We start from the raw sequence: 17,887 nt of genomic DNA on the forward strand, positions 1-17,887 counted from the left end.
CAAAAAAGTCTCCAAGTTGATTTTAATTGACCTAATCAGAAATTCTATAATTCACACAGAAATTGGTATTCATCCTTTTTGGAATTTCTGAGGACTTATTGAGTACTTTTTATTGAATTAGCATTTACTATCCTTGACCTATTACCAAATTTATATGAATGATTTGAAATTATATATGATTCTCTTAGGTGCTAAACCTTTGGGTAGAAATACTGAGCAACATGATGTTTTCTTTGGAATAGCAAGGGAATTAAAAGATCTGGCATCAGATATCCGGAATTTTTGGCCCGATGCCGGTAAAAGCATACACATTGATGCTTGGAGAGAAGTAAATTATGTAAATGGACACCAAATAAAAATAATTCCCAAAACAACCAAAGATTATATTCAAAGTGATGAAAAAAAGCCCCAACTTTTTTTTATTAATCTTGGAGGTTATAAAAAAGGGGAGTTTGAAGAGTTTCATTACAAAATGTTAATAGTCGACGTAAGTAGAGCGAAAGCCATAAACAAGTCCAAACAAACAGCATTTTATAAGCATGTCGGATTCAAAGGAGCTCCTTCCCATATAGATGATAAATATGGAATAGATGTGGATGATATTTGTGAGGTACAGGAAGTTTTAAATGAAAAATATAAAGCCAATTACAGTATTTCAATTTCTCAAACTGTAGGCCTTGAGGAAGATGAGCTTCAACTTGGCTTTTTACTTTTAAATAAACTCTAATTTAATATTCATACAATTCCACAATTATAAAACCAAAGTGCTTCAAAACTTTTCCAGCACGCATCAAGTAGGGTTAAAATGGGTTAGTCAATTATTTTTCGGGTTCCTGTTTATTGTAAGTTTTGATTTTTTGCTGAGCGTGATTGCTTCCAGATTTGCTAGCCTTGATTCAAAGACTGCATTCAATACTGCTTTTAAGAAACAAACAGGAATGACCCCAAGTCAATTTAAAAAAGAAGCTGTTTTTGGCTAAGGAGAATCCAATAATTAGCCCATGCTTATTTTTTATATTTTTAACTACCTCTCCAAATTTAAGCAAAAATCAGGATTGTTTTGATAAGCAGATTTTAGGTACTTCTTCGACTGAGACTGCGGTTAACTTATTTTGCTTTAAGCCAAATAGAGGCCTGATAAACTTCCATCTACGGATACCATATTCATATAGTAGAAGCGATATTCCAAAGGTTCCAAAAACCATCAGGGTAAATTTAGAAAGTAATCCCCAATCTAGATTCATTAAATAGTACCCTAAAGTTATTGTTACTGTTTGATGTAAAATATAAAATGGGTACACTGCCTCATTGGCATAAGACAGGAATGTATTTCTGCCGTTCAAATATGAAGCAGCAAATCCAAATATGGTCATTATCCAAGACCAGGTATTGAATGCTCTTACCAAAGACTCCAAATAATAAATTAATGGAGATCGTTCAAAAACAAGCCAAATTAAAAGCAAAAAACTAAATCCCAAAATACCACATAGCAGGTAAATTTTGCGGTGGTGCATTACTGTTTTCCAAAAGGTCTCCTTTATTGAAATAAAAATAAAGCCGAGGAAAAATAGAGTAATATAGTTTATTAAGTTAAACCAATCTCCCACTAAAGCATGAGTGGAAGGATAATTTGGGGCTAAAATAGAGTTATAAATAAATAAAGGAAAGATTAAGCAAAACAATCCAAAGGGAGAGGAGGCAAGCCTTTCAGTTAGTTTAAGTAATAGGTTTTCTTTATGGTTCCTTAAGTATAGAAAAATTGGAACCAAAATCAAAGAGAAGATTAACAGATATGGTAAGAACCAAAGGTGGTGCCAAGATAAATTCCCTTCCGGATAACTTCCAAGGAATGTTTTTGAAGGCCAAAATTCGAAGTAATTTCCCGTGAATTCCAACGTGCTAAGGCGTTCAAAATATACCTGTGGAGGGACAATAAACAACATCCCAACCAAAAGAGGAAGAAAGAGCCTCCATATCCGTTCTTTAATAAATGAGAAACCGCTTTTTTTTGATAAGGCATAGTAGGTTCCCATTCCTGAAATAACAAAAAGTATAGGTAATCTCCACTGGTTTACAAATAGCATAGGCCATTTTAAATTAGGATATAAAATATTGTTTTTGAGGTGGTAATCCCATGGAACGAAGAACATACCAACATGATAAAATATAAGAATACTGAAAACAATAACCCTAAGCCAATCCAAGTCGTTTCTGCGCATCTTCTTTTAGTTTTTTTGAATGTATAAAACTACATTCTGAGAGAGTATTGAATGTTCAGCTTTTCAAACCAGAACGTTTTCATTTTGGCATTGAATGCCATTATATCATGGTCTGCATGAGGTTCTCCACAACTCATTCTTTTCATTTTTCTTTTGATTCTCAACAATCAAAAACACCTCTACTGTACTGGTTTCCCTCATTTTACATAACTACTTGAAAATTAATGGGGTGTTAATTCTTTTCACTTTTTAAAAAATTGGGTTCCACTTTTCTAAATCGGACATTTTAAATGGCCCAGTACCCCAATTTTGAAGGGAATTCGAATCGGGAATCAAAGAAATTTCAAGTACGATCAAACTAAAATATTTATCATTTAAAAAAAAACCACGATGAGAAAAACCACATTAATTATCCTTTTACTTTTTCTGAGTTTTGGCCTTTTGGAGGCTCAACAGGAAAAAATGACCCTAAGCGGTTATGTCCGGGATGCATCCACTGGCGAAGAACTAATCGGAGCAACAGTCCTGATTAAAGGCTCCTCGGAAGGGGCCATCACTAATTTGTATGGATTTTATTCCATATCTCTGAATCCTGGCCACCAAACTGTTTCAGTAAGCTACCTGGGATTTGAATCCGGGTCATTTGACATTGATTTGCAAGCTGATCTCAATTTTTCCATAGAATTGATGCCAGCCAATCTTTCACTGGAATTGGTTGAAGTTTCGGCTATTGCAAATGACGAAAAAATACTGGAAATCGGAAGCGGTATAGAAAGAGTCTCCATGGATCAGATGAGAAAAATGCCAAAGTTGTTGGGTGAAGTTGATCTGATCAGAAACATCCAACTTCTCCCTGGCATTTCCACCGTAGGAGAGGGGACTTCAGGTTTTAATGTAAGAGGAGGTGGAGCCGACGAAAACCTGATTTTGCTTGATGAAGCTACGGTCTTCAATGCCGCGCACGTGATGGGATTTTTTTCAGTATTCAATTCAGATGCGATCAAAGATGTCATAATCTATAAAGGTGGATTACCGGCACAGTATGGTGGAAGGTTATCTTCCGTACTTGATGTAAGGCAATTGGAAGGCAATTCGAAAAAGATACAAATCAAAGGTGGCATAGGGCTATTGAGCAGTAGGTTGACGGTGGAAGGTCCCATCCAAAAAGATAAAACATCATTTTTGCTAGCAGGCAGACGCTCTTATATGGATGTATTTACTAGACTATCGGGGGATGAAGAACTGAAAAACAACAGCCTCTATTTCTATGATTTCAATGCTAAGGTGAACCATAAGTTTTCAGACAAAGACAGGGTTTTCCTTTCCTATTATTCCGGCAATGATGTAATGAAGTTGGGTGATCTGTTCAGCAGCAGTTGGGGAAACAACACCATGACCTTTAGATGGAACCATGTGTTTAACCCAAGGTTGTTTACCAATATCACCGTGACCAATAGCAATTATTTTTACCATATCATAGGCAGTCATGGTCCTGATGCTTGGGATTGGAAATCGAGCATCCTAAACCAGACTTTTAAGGCTGATGCTGCCTATTTTGTAAACCCCACCAGGACGATAGATTTTGGCCTGCAATCAAATATGCAGGATTATGTTCCTGGAACTATCCTGCCAACCAGTGAAGAATCTGCGGTGAATTCGATAGAAATGGCCAAAGAACATGCCATCGAATCAGGAGCTTATGTTTCCTGGAATGAAAGAATCAATGAACAATGGAAATTTGAATTGGGGCTCAGGTACGCGGACTTCAGAAGACTTGGCGGAACTCAATATATTTATCAGGATGGTGTGATGGATAGAGATGCGATTATTGACTCAGTCAGTTTTGCAAGACATCAGACCATGGCCAGCTACAATGGTTTGGAACCAAGGTTTAACCTGAGCTTCACCCCAAACAAATCCACAGCAATTAAGGCAAGCTTTCACAGGGCAAACCAGTTTGTACACCTGATTTCGAATACCAATTCCCCTTCTCCAATAGATGTCTGGAAGCCATCCAATGCTTATCTAAAACCAGCACAGGTAGACCAAGTATCCTTGGGACTGGTGCGAGGTATTAAGAACAATAATTTTGAACTGGTTGTGGAGGGATATTACAAAGATTACAGAAGGGTGTTGGACTTTAAAGATGGTGCTCGGTTAACTTTCAATGAAACCTTGGAGACAGAAGTGTTGGAAGGAATAGGAAGGGCTTATGGGTTAGAGGCCTCTGTAGAAAAAAAGGAAGGGAGATTAACAGGACGTATCAGCTATACCCTCTCCAGGTCAGAAAGAAAGGTGGCTGGAATCAATCAGGGCGAGTGGTATAGGGCCAATTTTGACAAACCTCATGACCTAAGTATTTACGGTTTGTACCAGCTCAATAAAAAGTGGGACTTCTCTGCCAATTTTGTTATGGCATCAGGAAGGCCATTTACCCAACCGATCGGAAAGTACGAATGGGATGGAATGGTCTTGCCTGTGATGGGAGAAAGGAATGCACATAGGATTCCTACCTATCATAGGCTGGATGTTTCGGCCAATTTAAATCCGGAGGGGAAAAGGGGGTCATGGAGCTTTGGATTATATAATGTCTATGCCAGGAGAAATGCCTACTCGATCTTTTTCAGACAACAAGAAGCTTCACCCCAGACTGAAGCCGTGAGACTCTCAATTTTAGGATCAGTGATCCCAAGTGTTACCTATAACTTTAAATTTTAACGATAATGAAAACTATAAAGAATGTATTGATCAGTTTTTCCATGGTATTCATGTTATCCTGTATGGATACAATAGAATTGGATGTGAAATCTTATGAACCCATGGTGGTGGTAGATGGAGAAATAAATAATATGGATGATATGCAGTCACTTAGATTGTCCATTACCCAGCCGTATTTTCAAAGTGGCCAAAAGGAAATCATTGAAGAAGCTGTGGTCAACCTGTATGAAAATGATCATCTTATTGGCACCTATGCTTACAACAAGGAAGGGGAATATTCATTGGAATACAGAGGGAAAATCGGAAATGAATATAACGTAGAGATCACTTTACCACATTTAGCAGAACATACGCACCTGAGTGGAAAAGTGATCAAAAGTAAAGCAGAGAAGTTGGAATCTGTTTCAGAAATTACTGCTTTGAGGTACGAATTCAAAGAGGAAAGTCTGGTTTTTGAAGAAGGGTATTATCTTTTGATAGATACTTATGATCCAAAAGGAAAAGGGAACAACTACCGATGGAAAGTGGCCGTGAACGGTGTTGTTTCGAATGATCCACGCCATATCCTGGTAATGGAAGATGATAGGGTGGATGGCAATTTGATAACCGGACTTGATCTGACCTATGACCCATTTCAGGAAGGTGATGAAATTGTGGTTTACCAACAATCCATCAGCAATAAATTTTACCAGTATTTATTCGACATCTACATGCAGGCACTGACCCAGGAGAGTTTCTTCGATTCGCCTGCCTATAATCCCAAGTCGAATTTGATTTCCGATATTCCGGTTGTAGGGTATTTTAACGCCAGTGCCTATCATTCTGCAAGTATCATCATGGGAGAATAGAAAGGGTTGTTTTGGAAAAATGATCCTTGGATTTCTTAACAAACCATTTCCCCTTGGTGTGTAATTCATGGCACACCAAGGGGAAATTTACTTTTAAAATAAAAACCTCCAAGTCAGATTGATAGGTCTGATTTTTTCAACATTTCCGGCTGTCAAAGGCGAGTTGAATTGGTAGGTGAAACCGAAAGTAGAGGCATTGAGGATTTCCAGTTTTTTGAAGTAATTGCCCTTAAAGCCCAGCATCAGTTCAACCTGAAGGTTAAATGGACTGGCCAAATCTGACAAATTGATGGTTTGGTTCTCATTATTCTCTCGGTAAGCAAATGTGGTGCTGAGGTTGAAGCCACCCCTTAATCCTGTTTGAAGGAAGATATTAGACGTTTGTTTGCTGCTGTTTTCCCTAAAATAAAATCTGGCTTGTGTGGATAGGTTAAGACTGTTTTGAAAGATCCTCGTATATTTTACACCTTCTTGGGCCTGGATAAAAATATTGGTGTTTTCCTCCATTACTGGATAAAAATCCAAATTGTAAGTCAATCTCTCCAGTTCTAAGCCCGTAATGAATGACAGCCTTTTGTTGAATGGCAATTCCTTCATCAGGCCTATTTGAACATTACCATGTCCATCCTGGTAGAAGTTATCAGGTACTCCTTGTAAAAAGCTGACGCCGGCACCAAAGCTGAAGTAGGTTTGGGATTTATAGGGTTTTTTGGAATATGTGACTTCATCCTGTGCCATTAGATGTTGGCTTAAGACAAATAAAAGAAAGAAAATGGGAGCTTTGGTAAATCTGATTGTTTTCATTTTTGTAGCTGTTTGTTTTACAGGTACAAAGGTGGGGTCAAGAGACGCATTAAAAATTGACCTATGTTAAGAAGATGCTAGCGCTCATCCAAAATCTTTTTTCTTATCCGGCTGAGTGATTCAGGTTTGACATTAAGATAAGATGCCAGAAACTTAAGGGGTACTTGTTCTAAATATATAGGATATTTCTCCATCAACTTGATATATCTTTCTTGGGCAGAATCTGTCATTAAAGAGATTTCCCTTTGCTCTCTCCATATGTAATACTGTTCCACCGCAGTTCTACCAAACTTGTTGCTTTCCGGATAATACAAGTAAAGTTGCTGCAAAAAATCATAATGTATGGAGGCCAATACACAATCTTCCAAAGCTTGTATAAAAAACATGGAAGGCTCTTGTTGGATAAAGCTGGAGTACGAACAGTTAAATTCGTGCTGGAAGGAGAAATCAAATGATTTTTCCTCTCCTTTGACCATTACATAATGTCTGGTGCATCCTGAAATAACAATGGAAAGAAAACGCTCCGTTTCTCCCTCATTTAAAATAAAGTCTCCTTTAAGATAATTCCTGATTTTGAAACCCTGTTTGAATACTTCCCATTGTTCATCAGTCAAAGGGAGGTAATCATACAAAAGCTCTCTTGCTGCATGTAGATGTTGTTCATATTCTACTTCCGAAAGTCTTCTATCCATGTAGGGATTAAGGTTCAGTTTGATTTCCAAGTTAAGGATTAACTTAACATAGGTCAATTTTTGGCGGTTTTGGGTCGCATACCTTTGTAAAACAAACCAAACATAATGAAAATGAAAATTCAATTTACATTCGGAAGCCTAAAAGGGCTATATGTGATTGCTTACCTGTTGCTCTTTGGTGGATTATTGAGGCTGTTTTCCGGCCTGTATGATTTTTTCAAAGTTCAGTCAAAATTGGACCTTCTTGAAAAATTTGACTTTCTGGTAGAAAATGCCCTTTTATTTGGCCTTAACGGCCTGATTTTGTTTTTAATCTTAAAATGGATGGCAGCAAATCTCAGAGGAAAAGATTTTGAAATGAGTCTGAAATAATTATCAAAAAAAAATAAAGTTGAAATGAACAGATCAAAATACAATTCAGCATATCCATTTATCAACATCCTTTCCAATATATTTCTGGTGTGTGGGATAGTCCTTATTTCTTTGGAAATAGTGGTGTTCTTTAGATCAAAAGACTATTCCATGGTGGATTCAAGTGATAAATTTTTTATGATAATCTTGATGTTTTTATGGTATGTGGGATTACGGTATTTTAATAAAAGATATATCAATAAGCATGAAAGTTAAAACAATGACTGACCTAAATGATGGCTGGTTTCAATAGAGTTTGAGTATTTAAATGATTTGTTTGTGCCTATTTAAACTAACTAGGTTTAATGTTTTCGGGACAATTAAAAAAAAGCCGGCATGGTCTGTCCATGTCGGCTATTAACTTTATTAGTTAACTATTTAGATAGGCGAACTCAGGTTTTGTCCTAAAACCTCACATAACTCCTGCAGTTCATGCTCATCGAATTCTTTTTCCATTACAGCCCAATGGCTTGCCTGAATTCCCAAAGGGTCAAGGATAAACAGGGCAACAAAGGCACCTGCTATGCTGGCTTTTCTAGAATCAGTATTCAGCCTTTCAGGTTTGCTTTCCATTGGACTTGCCAATAATTCATTGGGGTGGTGCAAGGCTTTATCTATTGCCTGGAGAACTTCTATTTTTAGATAGCTTTTCAAATTTGTCAAGGTTGAATTTTTAATATTTTTCATGGTTTTATGAATTTATGGTTGATTGGTCATCGACCTGGATTTTCATTATCCACAATTGGTCTCTGACCGGAAATTTTTCTATGTTTGTTGGTTAATCTAAACGGCTTCTTTCTTCAACACTTCCGCTTCGTTGGTTTACCGAAAAGGATTGACCTTTAGAGAATCTATACCTGAAGGTCAGGTTTACGCCTTGCTGTCCAAAGTATTGACTAAACCTGGTATCAACATTGGCAAACTGCATATCACCCCTCATCCGCTGGGATCTAAAAAGGTCTCTTCCTGTGATGGAAAGGCTGTACTTTTCATTTTTCCAGGATTTGGTCACTCCTGCGTCCATATAGAAAAAGCCTGAAAAGCGGAACGCTCCCTGTGCCTGTGGCCCTACATACATGCCCATCATTTCCAATTTGAAGTTGCCTGGGAGGGTAATGTTGTGCTGGGTTCTCGCCAACACAGAGAAGGCTGAGTTGTTCAGAATGTCATCGCCTATTTGGGAATTGAATGAATTGTAATAAGCCTGAAACATATTATTGGTCGTCCACCAAGGGGTGATATCTACAGGGACCATCAGCCTGGCAGAGAAATTATGCATGTTGTCCAGATTTTTCAACTGTAAAGTAGTCACCCTGGTGGCATCGTCCTGAAGGGCAATTACCTGAATGATATCCGTAGTATAAGTATAGCCCAAGGTAAACTGGTAGGCATTTTTCCATACTTGGGTTACTTCAGCAGTATGGGCATACATAGGAGTCAATTCCGGGTTTCCCTGTTCCTGGGTCAGGTCATCGAGATAAAATACTGCGGGGTTTAGGAATCTGTAGTTGGGCCTTGTCAATCTTCTGTTGATATTGTAGTTGATTTGATAGTTATCATTGACCTTTTGCCCAATAAAAACGGAAGGAAACCAATCCACGTATTTGGAGGAATTCACCTCGCCTGTTACCGTTTGATTTCCGGTTAGTGAGGTGTGTTCAGCCCTAAGACCAGCTTGAAGATTGACTTTGTTACTGAGACTTCCACCATAATTGATATAACCTGCCCAGACATTTTCATCATACCTGAAATTATTGAGGTAAGTGATAGGGGCTACATTTTCATCCCCGAATGTTCTGTCTATGTTCAGGTCATTTTGTGATTTGACCCAACTCCCTTTGACTCCAAATTCCATTCTTGACCCATTTTTAAGAGGAAGAAACAGGTCTGCTTTCGTTGTCAAGATAGCGTAATACATATCATTGTTCATGTCCAATACGTTGGAGCTAGGGTTGCCGGAAAGCCCACTTTTGTAAGTGTTTTGTAACTGGTTTTGATTGTTCACCCCCATGATGGCATAATCTAGATCAGCAGACAATTTGGTACCCAAAGTATCCAAAATTCCTATGTAGTGAAGGTTGGCGTAAACCCTGTCCGTAATTTGTTCCCCTTTATTGGAAGTTTTCAGGAAATCATTTTCCTCCTGACCGCTGATGGTGATATCTGCAAAAGCATTTACATCATCATTTTGATTCTGGTAGTTTAACTGGAGGCTTCCTCCCACACTGTGGTTGTCATTGATGTCATAGTCCAATGAAGCGGTGGCAAACATATTCTCCTGCGTTCTTTTTGTGTCAGCCTCTTGGTCAAGGGAAGAATTGCCCTCAGGGTTTTGAAAATTGCGCTGGGTTTGAAGATTGATCAAATTCCCTTGGTTATTGTAATTGAGATTCAACCCACTTCTCCATTTTCCGCTTTTATGGTTGATGGATGCATTGGCGAGGCTATTGTGCAGACCATTGTAGCCACCTCCGATCTGTAGGCTTCCATGGGTGCCATTCAGGTTGTTTTTCTTTAAAAGAATATTGATGACACCTCCGGCACCTTCCGCATCGAATTTGGCAGAAGGGTTGGCTATCACTTCAATACTTTTGATATTGTCAGCAGGCATACCGCTCAGGTATGCAGCCAAATCTTCAGGACTCATGTAGGTTTGCTTGTCGTCAATCATGACCAGTACCCCACTTTTTCCATTGAGCTGTATGCGGTTATCATTGTCTATAAAAACTCCGGGAGATCTGCCAATTACCTGTAATGCATTGCTGCCTTCCGCCATAGTTGAACCTTCAACATTTACTACGGTTTTATCCTCGAAAATGCTGATCTCCGGCCTTGCCGCTTTTACTGTTACCTCAGCAAGAGCCGAAATTTCCTCTTCAACCGTAATTGTTCCCAACTCTTTTTGAGAAGAAGAAATTGTTCTTTCATAAGTTTCAAAACCAATGGCGAATACTTTGAAGATTGCTTCTTTGAAATCCACTGCTGTCAACAATTCAAAATTTCCTTCAAAATCTGTTACAGCACCTACAATGATTTCCCTGCTTTCGGAATGAAGCAAGACCACATTGGCAAAAGGAAGGGATTCGCCTTTCGTATCAATTACCCTTCCCCAATACTTTTCATTATCATATGAAAAGTTTCCTTCTAGGCCTTTACCTCCAGCTATAGCCTGCGCTATGCCCATCACAGAAATAAAAAGCCAAATGATTGTTTTCGTTTTCATGGTGTTTTTCATTTTGGGCAAAGCTAGGCTAGGGGAGTGGCCTGTCTGTTCGGATTAGTGAGTTCGAACAAGTTTGAAAATCAAAACATGTTCGTATTTACAAATCCGTACTTTCCCTTAATCCTTGGGGTCTTTCTTAACACCATGCTTAATTGGGATGAAAAAAAAGTCCTTCGGGAATGATAGCTATCAGAACCCTAAGGTCAGTACTGAAATCCCTAGAGGTCGGAAAGACCTCTAGGGATTTAATTGACAGAAAAGTAAGTAGGAAGGATTACAATATAGGGTGAATTTTATCCCAGAAAGGTTTTAAGAAACCTATATCCTTGTACCCCGCACTATGTGCTCTATGATTCTATGTGGTAATTTTCATAGTGAAGAAGAACATTGGGGTTTTGATTACGAGTAATATCGGAGCCCCAAGGTCAAAACGGCTATTTGATACCCCCCAAATCAACTGCGTAAACTTTCCCGTCCAAACTTCCGAAATACAATGTTTCATTATTTAAAACAGGTGTGTTGATAATAGGCCCAAGGCTGTCTATCAGTGTTTCCGCTTCCTCTGCCGAATTAATTTGAAGGTCAGTCCTGAATTTCCCTGCTTCATTGTAGAGCTTAGGATAATTCTCAATACTCGTCAGGGTCTGGTATTCCCATTCCAATGTTCCACTTTCAGGGCTGACTGCCCTGATCTTTCCATCAAAGCCCGGGAATATGATCCAATCTTTAAATGCGATCGGGGATCCATAAGACCGGGTAAAAGTCCTGATACTCCACTTTTCCTTTCCTGTTTTGTCATCGAGCGCATAAAACCTGTAAGTATCTGAACTTCCGAAATAAACTGCGCCATCATGAATCAGTGGCGAGGCAATGATCCAACTGCCGCCTTGTTCTGTAAAGTGCCATATGCCTCTACCTGTTTCCAGGTCAAGCACATACAAATTCAAGTCCCTGGAGCCGATATATACTTTTCCATCCTTTACCCATGGTGATTTTTGGAATTCGGCATCCGGGAAATAGCGTGAACCAATGGCCTGAAATTTCCAGATAAGATCTCCTGTTTCAGGTTCCAAGGCATACACCTGACCTTTGAAATTGCCCACCAACAATTTTCCATCTTCCAATACAGGAGTCATGTGGATAGCAGCACCTGAATCAAATTTCCAGATGACTTCCCCTGTTTTGGGATGTAGGGCATAGACATGTCCATCTCCCGAGGCCCAAAATATTTTGTCATTACCAGGCAAAGGGCCTGAGCGAAAATAATCCCATAAGTCAAGTGAATGTTCTTCCCCTGCCTGAAAGATCCACTCCAGTTTGCCGTTGTCTTTTTTCAATGCCGTCAATTGACCGTTCTCATTGCCAAAAAGCACCAGGTCGTTCCAGATGGCAGCTTTAGCAAGAATAGGGGACTTGGATTGGAATTGCCAATTGGCTTTTCCGGAATTGGTATTCAAGGAGTAAAATGTTCCGGCTTTGTTTCCGATAAATAGGTATTCTCTTTCCAAAGTAGGACTTGCATGGATGGGGGCATGGGTGTCAAATTCCCAAAGGTTTTCCTGAGCAAAAAGACAAGGGGCAACAAAGAACCCAACAAAAAGGGTCCAAACTGATTTTTTCATAATAGTTGGTTTAGTTTATTTTATGATTGTGAAATTCTCTTTTGCCTGAGCCATAGGCCTATAAGCAGATAAAGCAAATTGGGAATGATTCCGCAAATAGGGGAGATCCAAATCTGTGCGCCTGCTGAAATCTGCACATAGCCATCAATGACCAAATGGTTGATCAGGGCATCTTCCATGGCATGCATCAAAATCACTGGCCAGATGGAAAGGGTAAGCCGGTATAATTCCGTAAACATCACAGTCCAAATGACCATATTGATTACGGCCAATATCATAAAAGATACCCTGTCAACCGGTAAAACCGCCATCATGCTTTCTTCCGGCAGAAATACCAGATAATAGGGAGCATGCCAAAGACCCCAAACCAATCCAATAATCAGATATAGCTGTAGATCGCTCAGTTTGAATTGCAGGAGTTTGACTGTGAGATAGCCTCGCCAAACGGATTCCTCAAAAATGTTTTTGACGATATTCACCAGAAGGAGACTCAGAAAAATATTGAAATAGGGTTTGATTTCGAATGAACTGATGTCCATCCACCCTAATCCATATCCCAACAGTAAGGATACTCCTGTTACAAGTGGATAAGTCAATAAGGCAACGGCATACCAAAAACCGTTTGATTTGAATTTTGGAAGCAGTCCGGCATCCTTCCAGCCATCTCCCATAAAGCTGCGGAGGATGATGACCGTAATCAATGGAAAAATCAACCAAATGGCCATCCCCAAGCTTTCCTCACCTTCCTGTTCAGGAAGGGCATGGTCAACAAGGACTCCAATCCAACCTATCAACAAGGCAACAGTGCAAAAGATAATCAGGTTGCGGATTTTGGGTTTTTGGCTTTTTGCGTTCATAGTTTGTGCGGGGATATATTTCAATCACCAAAATACTAAAGAAATCAATTTACGCATGTTCCGCTTTTAAAAGGCGTACAAAATTCCATGTTGAAAAACAGAAAATGGCCTGTTCAGATGATGAAACAGGCCATTCTATGGAGGTTTGATTGATGCTTACAGCTTCCAAACTGCAGATAGTGCATACGTATTCCTTTGGATGATGGGGGTAAAGCTAAGATTTCTGTCTTTGGTTTTGTGGAGTTTTGGGATTCCATAGCCGATTGCTGAACCGACCAAAGCACCAACTAAAATGTCGGAACTGTAGTGAATGCCCGTTTCATACCTGATCACACTGATGGCTGTTGCAGCAGCCAAAGAACCTGCCCAAACCCATGGCTTATATTTCGAATCAGGGTGGTAGTCTCCAAAAACCGTCGCCACAAACACCGCAGTGGAAAATACTGAGGTGGTTTGCTGGGCAAAGAAGGACTGACCTGGATCTTTGGCAATTTTGTCCTCATAGCTCACATTGGGATTGTAAATGTAAGGACGGTAGCGGGTGATGCTCCTTTTGCTGATGGTCGCTGTAGCTGATGCAAATAGTCTTGTTTGGACAAACATGGTTCCTACGGTGACGAAATCCCTTCTAACCCCTTTGTCAGCTAGCAAAGCAAGGGGTGCCACTAAGGCAAAAGCACCTAACTGATCCGATACATCCCTTAGTTGAGGGTTGTATTTGTAAGTGGCACTTCGGTCAAACCAATTGACATCCTTATGGATAAATGCATTGGCCTGTTCTGCCGTTAACGGAGTTCTGCTGTCGTCAAGGGAATTGGCAAACAGATAGGCCCCGGCACCCAATCCTGTAATCACAAGGTCAGTTTTCCAACTGAGCTGATAAGGTTTGTAAGCCGTCGGTCTAAGAACTTCTTGTTCTTTTGATTTGAAACTGTGACCGGGTAAATCCCTTTCCTGATTTTTATCCGGTATTTCATTTTCCTTGGCAAAAGGGACAACTATGATGGCCATTGCCAATACTGTAGTCAACATTGATTTTTTCATGGTTTTGTGTTTTCGTTTGTGCAAAATTGCCGCACAAAACCAGCTTGAATGTTCAAACTTGGAAGTTCGAACGCATTCATGGAACCTTTACGAAAAAAATTACAGGAAAATTAGGGTTTGGATTACATTGTCAATTACACCAGCTGCTTGCTTTTCTTATATTCACTCGGCGTCATGCCTGTATGTTTTTTAAAAGTTGTGTTGAAAGTGGTTTTTGAATTGAACCCTGATTCAAACCCGATACCGACAAGGGATAGGTGGTCGTATTTTTCATCTGTCAAAAGCCTTTTTGCCACATTGACCCTTTCTTCGTTGATCAATTCAAAAAAAGTCTTGCCCATCACTGAATTGATAGCCTGTGACACAAGGTAGGATTGAAAGCCTATGGTTTCAGACAGTTCTTTAATGGATACATTTTCATTTCGGAAGAACTCTTCATCCTTCATGGTTTCTTTTACTTTTTCTGCAATGGACATCAATTGAGGATTGATGCTTTTTTGTTCCCCGTTTGGATCATTTTTGCTTGCCTCTTTCAGGGTTTGGGCATCTGCTTCTGATGTCTCAGTTACAATTTTCCTGAGCTTATAAATCTCAGGTGAGATTTTGCCTTTGATGGTGACAAAATAGAGAAAAATGGTAAGGGCAACCATATTCAGCAGGCAGCCTTTGGTAGAAAAATCAGGATAGGCCAATACATAAGCCAATAAGGTATAAGAAATAATTACCGTTCCCAAAAAACCAAAAATCAACTGCTTAATCCAATTTATCCCTAGTTTTTGCTCGGATGAAAAATTCTGTTGGACTCTTGCCTTATGTTGCCTGTAGGCCTTAAAATAAAGAAAAACATAGAATACTATGTATATGAGATTGGTAAAAGAAAGCACTTGATCATAAGTGTCCTGACCTCCTGCGTATTCATAGGTTACCTGATACTTATCTTGAATGTATTTTACATAATGCAAGGCTATGGGAATATAGGCAAAAGCAAATGAAAAGTGCTTGAGTGTTCTTTTTAGACTGACTTCCTCCGATAAACTTCTGATGTAAAGATAAAGTGAAGATATCGTGATAAACTTGGTACAATGAAAAATCCAGACATATTTCCAACCTAACTGGATCTGAAGAATAGGAGCAAGAAGTAAGATTACAGCGGTAAAAATAAAAATAGCCAGTAAATTATTGGAGGCTTTATCTCTATCTGGATAGAATAAAACTACAGTGGATAAGATAAGTCCTTGTAATCCACCGAATAATATCAATATGTTCAGAATATTGTTCTGTAAATCTAAGTTTGACATTTTTATGAAAAATATCCCTAAAAATAGTAGATTCATTTTTTAATAGGTAGAATTATGGACTAAAATTGAAGCAAACACTATTGATTCACTTTCAAAGAAATCATTTTTGCTGTTTCGTCTATGTTTATCTGTTTGTAAGAATTGTGGCTCTTCAATTGGAAAAATTATAGGGATACCTAATTTTGAATATTCAACCCTTTGCAAATGAGCTTAACTGAGCCTTCGGATTGGATTTTACAGAACTTTAAAGTCTTGTTTAGTTTTCTTGGAGCTATTCAGGCCTTTATCCTTGCAGCGGTAATTCTTTTTTATCCAAGGGAAAACAGAGTTCCAAATATTCTTTTGAGCATTTTTGTATTCTCAATTGGTCATCTTCTAATTATCAATAGAGTTGCAGAATGGCTAAATCATCATTACGACTGGTTGTTATTTAGCTTTCAACTTCTGGGTTTGATTTCCCTATATCTCTATATCCAGAGTCTTTACAAAGACATCAATTGGAAGAAACAATGGTGGCATATTGTAGTAATTGCCTTTGATTCTTATAGAATATATATCGGGAGTCAAATCCGCTTGTTAAACCTTGGAGAGGATGAGTACTACTACCAGTTTTTAGGTACTAATTTTGAGTATTTCAGCTTGACCGCCATTGTCTTTATCTACATCATTTATTTGGCACTTTCCCTTAAAGAGTATCAAAAGTATCGTACCATTGCCAAGAAAAATTTCTCAGATGAAATGAGGCTGGGAACTTCTTGGGTAAAACAGATGATTTATGGTCGTTATTTCCTTATTGTTATTGATTTTATTTTGCTCCTAATTAATTATTCTTTTAAAGAATCCTATTCCCCGTACCATGGCATAGCAAATACTCTTGCCTATACCGTTTTTGCATATTTTATCACAATAAAAGGAAAACTCAATCCTGCAGTTTATCAGTTGAGGCAGATTGAAAATCCAAAAGTTGAGGGAGTTTCAATTAAAAAAAATGATCCTGCAGAGACAAATGAAATATTGGAGGAAATTTCAAAGCTATTTTTAAAATCTATGGATCATGAAAAACTATATATCCAGGAGGGACTCTCAGTCAAAGAGGTGGCGGAACATATTGGTTATCCCCCATACTTAGTTTCCCAAGCCATAAATACTTGTTTGGAAAAAAGTTTTTTTGAATTGATTAACGGCTATAGAGTAGAGGAGGCAAAAAAATTAATTCTTGATGAAAACCTGAATCATTTATCCATGGTTGGAATCGGGTTTGAGGCTGGGTTTAGTTCTAAGACAGCATTTAACACGGCATTTAAAAAACATACTGGACTGACACCGAGCGAATTTAAACGAAATGAATTGGAAAGATTCGAACAATAGGATTTCTTTTCAAATCATAAAATTGATCACATGCATGTATTTTGGATGTAAAAAGACTTTGTCAGTCATGTAGTTTAATTGGGAATAACGATCAAAAATTTTATTCTTGTATTGAGGTGCGATCCCTTGGTCTGTGTCCTTCACAGATATTTTTATTTTGTTCGTATCATCTTGAATAATCAAATAAATTGTTGAATTGTCATAAGAATAGCGGTTAGCATTTGAGATCAAATGGGTAAGTACCCAAGCGGTTTTTTCATTGTCTGCATGAACTCTAGGTACTTTATCCGGGCAAATTAAATCAATTGTTATTTGTCTTTTATCCACCTGTGTCTTTGTGGCATTAATTGCATATGGGAGTATTTGTTTTGGATCTGATTGAGGATTACTTTAATCCTATACTCTCACTTTTTAAGTAGAAGTTTGCACATTATTTCAATGGCAGATGAAAGGTGTACCTACAAGAATCATAACATACCCGTACAGATTTCCGCTTTTACCGAAAGTTTTTGGATAAGTGCCTACCTTGTTATTACAAGCAAAGGTTACCTTTTTCAGCTGAAGACGTTGGGTTAACTTTCGGCAGGCTTTAAAAATATCCCTGGACTACTGGCTCTTATGGAGTGACATCAGTTGTATAAATATGCCTTTCAGATATCCAATTACAAAGTTCAAGTGTTAATTCAGTTAAGATATTTGATATTTTCCTTCCTTTTTTTTTGAAAAACGGATAATGAATAGAAGAAAGTTTTACCAAAAATAACTTTGTAAAAAGTTTCGTTG

15 protein-coding genes are annotated in these 17,887 nt (G+C 38.5%); 5 read left to right on the plus strand and 10 right to left on the minus strand.

The window, feature by feature from the left end; genetic code table 11:
* The first annotated feature begins 154 nt into the window (after positions 1–154).
* A complete protein-coding gene (locus tag H1A14_RS20105) occupies positions 155–727 on the plus strand; it encodes a DUF1543 domain-containing protein (protein WP_194778095.1) in 573 nt (190 codons plus the stop codon).
* 322 nt (positions 728–1,049) lie between these two features.
* On the opposite strand, the gene H1A14_RS20110 is transcribed toward H1A14_RS20105, so the two are convergent.
* Positions 1,050–2,219 (minus strand): acyltransferase family protein, encoded by a 1,170-nt coding sequence (locus H1A14_RS20110; RefSeq protein WP_194778096.1) that lies wholly within the window; start codon positions 2,217–2,219, stop codon positions 1,050–1,052.
* A 390-nt stretch (positions 2,220–2,609) separates the two neighbouring features.
* Between H1A14_RS20110 and H1A14_RS20115 the strand changes: the two genes are divergently transcribed.
* Positions 2,610–4,937, plus strand: a complete 2,328-nt coding sequence (locus H1A14_RS20115; protein ID WP_194778097.1) for a TonB-dependent receptor — start codon at positions 2,610–2,612, stop codon at positions 4,935–4,937.
* 5 nt (positions 4,938–4,942) lie between these two features.
* Positions 4,943–5,785 (plus strand): DUF4249 domain-containing protein, encoded by an 843-nt coding sequence (locus H1A14_RS20120; protein ID WP_194778098.1) that lies wholly within the window; start codon positions 4,943–4,945, stop codon positions 5,783–5,785.
* A 93-nt stretch (positions 5,786–5,878) separates the two neighbouring features.
* Here H1A14_RS20120 and H1A14_RS20125 read toward each other — a convergent pair whose 3' ends face one another.
* Both H1A14_RS20125 and H1A14_RS20130 read right to left on the minus strand, forming a co-directional pair.
* Positions 5,879–6,589, minus strand: coding sequence for an outer membrane beta-barrel protein (locus H1A14_RS20125; RefSeq protein ID WP_194778099.1), 711 nt, complete (start codon positions 6,587–6,589; stop codon positions 5,879–5,881).
* Between the two features lie 77 nt (positions 6,590–6,666).
* Positions 6,667–7,281, minus strand: coding sequence for a Crp/Fnr family transcriptional regulator (locus H1A14_RS20130; RefSeq protein WP_194778100.1), 615 nt, complete (start codon positions 7,279–7,281; stop codon positions 6,667–6,669).
* Between the two features lie 105 nt (positions 7,282–7,386).
* On the opposite strand from H1A14_RS20130, the gene H1A14_RS20135 reads away from it, so the two are divergent.
* On the plus strand, positions 7,387–7,653 hold the full coding sequence (locus H1A14_RS20135; protein ID WP_194778101.1) for a hypothetical protein: 267 nt from the start codon (positions 7,387–7,389) through the stop codon (positions 7,651–7,653).
* A 417-nt stretch (positions 7,654–8,070) separates the two neighbouring features.
* Here H1A14_RS20135 and H1A14_RS20140 read toward each other — a convergent pair whose 3' ends face one another.
* The 6 genes from H1A14_RS20140 to H1A14_RS20165 all read right to left on the minus strand — a co-directional run bounded on the left by H1A14_RS20140 (position 8,071) and on the right by H1A14_RS20165 (position 15,736).
* On the minus strand, positions 8,071–8,379 hold the full coding sequence (locus tag H1A14_RS20140; RefSeq protein WP_194778102.1) for a hypothetical protein: 309 nt from the start codon (positions 8,377–8,379) through the stop codon (positions 8,071–8,073).
* A gap of 91 nt (positions 8,380–8,470) precedes the next feature.
* The gene (locus H1A14_RS20145) at positions 8,471–10,915 is read right to left on the minus strand and encodes an outer membrane beta-barrel protein (RefSeq protein ID WP_194778103.1); all 2,445 of its coding nucleotides are present in this window, start codon (positions 10,913–10,915) and stop codon (positions 8,471–8,473) included.
* Positions 10,916–11,349: 434 nt separating this feature from the next.
* Positions 11,350–12,537, minus strand: a complete 1,188-nt coding sequence (locus H1A14_RS20150; protein WP_194778104.1) for an outer membrane protein assembly factor BamB family protein — start codon at positions 12,535–12,537, stop codon at positions 11,350–11,352.
* A gap of 20 nt (positions 12,538–12,557) precedes the next feature.
* Positions 12,558–13,394, minus strand: coding sequence for a CPBP family intramembrane glutamic endopeptidase (locus H1A14_RS20155; RefSeq protein WP_194778105.1), 837 nt, complete (start codon positions 13,392–13,394; stop codon positions 12,558–12,560).
* Positions 13,395–13,550: 156 nt separating this feature from the next.
* A complete protein-coding gene (locus H1A14_RS20160; RefSeq protein WP_194778106.1) occupies positions 13,551–14,438 on the minus strand; it encodes a phosphatase PAP2 family protein in 888 nt (295 codons plus the stop codon).
* Between the two features lie 134 nt (positions 14,439–14,572).
* Positions 14,573–15,736 (minus strand): helix-turn-helix domain-containing protein, encoded by a 1,164-nt coding sequence (locus H1A14_RS20165; protein ID WP_194778107.1) that lies wholly within the window; start codon positions 15,734–15,736, stop codon positions 14,573–14,575.
* Between the two features lie 204 nt (positions 15,737–15,940).
* Here H1A14_RS20165 and H1A14_RS20170 point away from each other — a divergent pair, with 204 nt between their 5' ends.
* Positions 15,941–17,104, plus strand: coding sequence for a helix-turn-helix domain-containing protein (locus H1A14_RS20170; protein WP_194778108.1), 1,164 nt, complete (start codon positions 15,941–15,943; stop codon positions 17,102–17,104).
* Positions 17,105–17,113: 9 nt separating this feature from the next.
* On the opposite strand, the gene H1A14_RS23240 is transcribed toward H1A14_RS20170, so the two are convergent.
* Positions 17,114–17,431: an ATP-binding protein gene (locus tag H1A14_RS23240; RefSeq protein ID WP_317174913.1), complete on the minus strand. Its 318-nt coding sequence runs from the start codon at positions 17,429–17,431 to the stop codon at positions 17,114–17,116.
* Positions 17,432–17,887 lie beyond the last annotated feature (456 nt).

The organism is Pararhodonellum marinum (genome assembly GCF_015354735.1).
Taxonomy (GTDB): domain Bacteria; phylum Bacteroidota; class Bacteroidia; order Cytophagales; family Cyclobacteriaceae; genus Pararhodonellum; species Pararhodonellum marinum.

Excerpts from the sequence above, each read along its gene's own strand:
- H1A14_RS20120 (WP_194778098.1), top strand. The coding sequence starts at position 4,943 with ATGAAAACTATAAAGAATGTATTGATCAGTTTTTCCATGGTATTCATG.
- H1A14_RS20140 (WP_194778102.1), bottom strand. The coding sequence starts at position 8,379 with ATGAAAAATATTAAAAATTCAACCTTGACAAATTTGAAAAGCTATCTA.
- H1A14_RS20130 (WP_194778100.1), bottom strand. The coding sequence starts at position 7,281 with ATGGATAGAAGACTTTCGGAAGTAGAATATGAACAACATCTACATGCA.
- H1A14_RS20135 (WP_194778101.1), top strand. The coding sequence starts at position 7,387 with ATGAAAATGAAAATTCAATTTACATTCGGAAGCCTAAAAGGGCTATAT.
- H1A14_RS20105 (WP_194778095.1), top strand. The coding sequence starts at position 155 with ATGAATGATTTGAAATTATATATGATTCTCTTAGGTGCTAAACCTTTG.
- H1A14_RS20155 (WP_194778105.1), bottom strand. The coding sequence starts at position 13,394 with ATGAACGCAAAAAGCCAAAAACCCAAAATCCGCAACCTGATTATCTTT.
- H1A14_RS20160 (WP_194778106.1), bottom strand. The coding sequence starts at position 14,438 with ATGAAAAAATCAATGTTGACTACAGTATTGGCAATGGCCATCATAGTT.
- H1A14_RS20110 (WP_194778096.1), bottom strand. The coding sequence starts at position 2,219 with ATGCGCAGAAACGACTTGGATTGGCTTAGGGTTATTGTTTTCAGTATT.
- H1A14_RS20165 (WP_194778107.1), bottom strand. The coding sequence starts at position 15,736 with ATGTCAAACTTAGATTTACAGAACAATATTCTGAACATATTGATATTA.
- H1A14_RS20145 (WP_194778103.1), bottom strand. The coding sequence starts at position 10,915 with ATGAAAACGAAAACAATCATTTGGCTTTTTATTTCTGTGATGGGCATA.
- H1A14_RS20115 (WP_194778097.1), top strand. The coding sequence starts at position 2,610 with ATGAGAAAAACCACATTAATTATCCTTTTACTTTTTCTGAGTTTTGGC.
- H1A14_RS20150 (WP_194778104.1), bottom strand. The coding sequence starts at position 12,537 with ATGAAAAAATCAGTTTGGACCCTTTTTGTTGGGTTCTTTGTTGCCCCT.
- H1A14_RS20170 (WP_194778108.1), top strand. The coding sequence starts at position 15,941 with ATGAGCTTAACTGAGCCTTCGGATTGGATTTTACAGAACTTTAAAGTC.
- H1A14_RS20125 (WP_194778099.1), bottom strand. The coding sequence starts at position 6,589 with ATGAAAACAATCAGATTTACCAAAGCTCCCATTTTCTTTCTTTTATTT.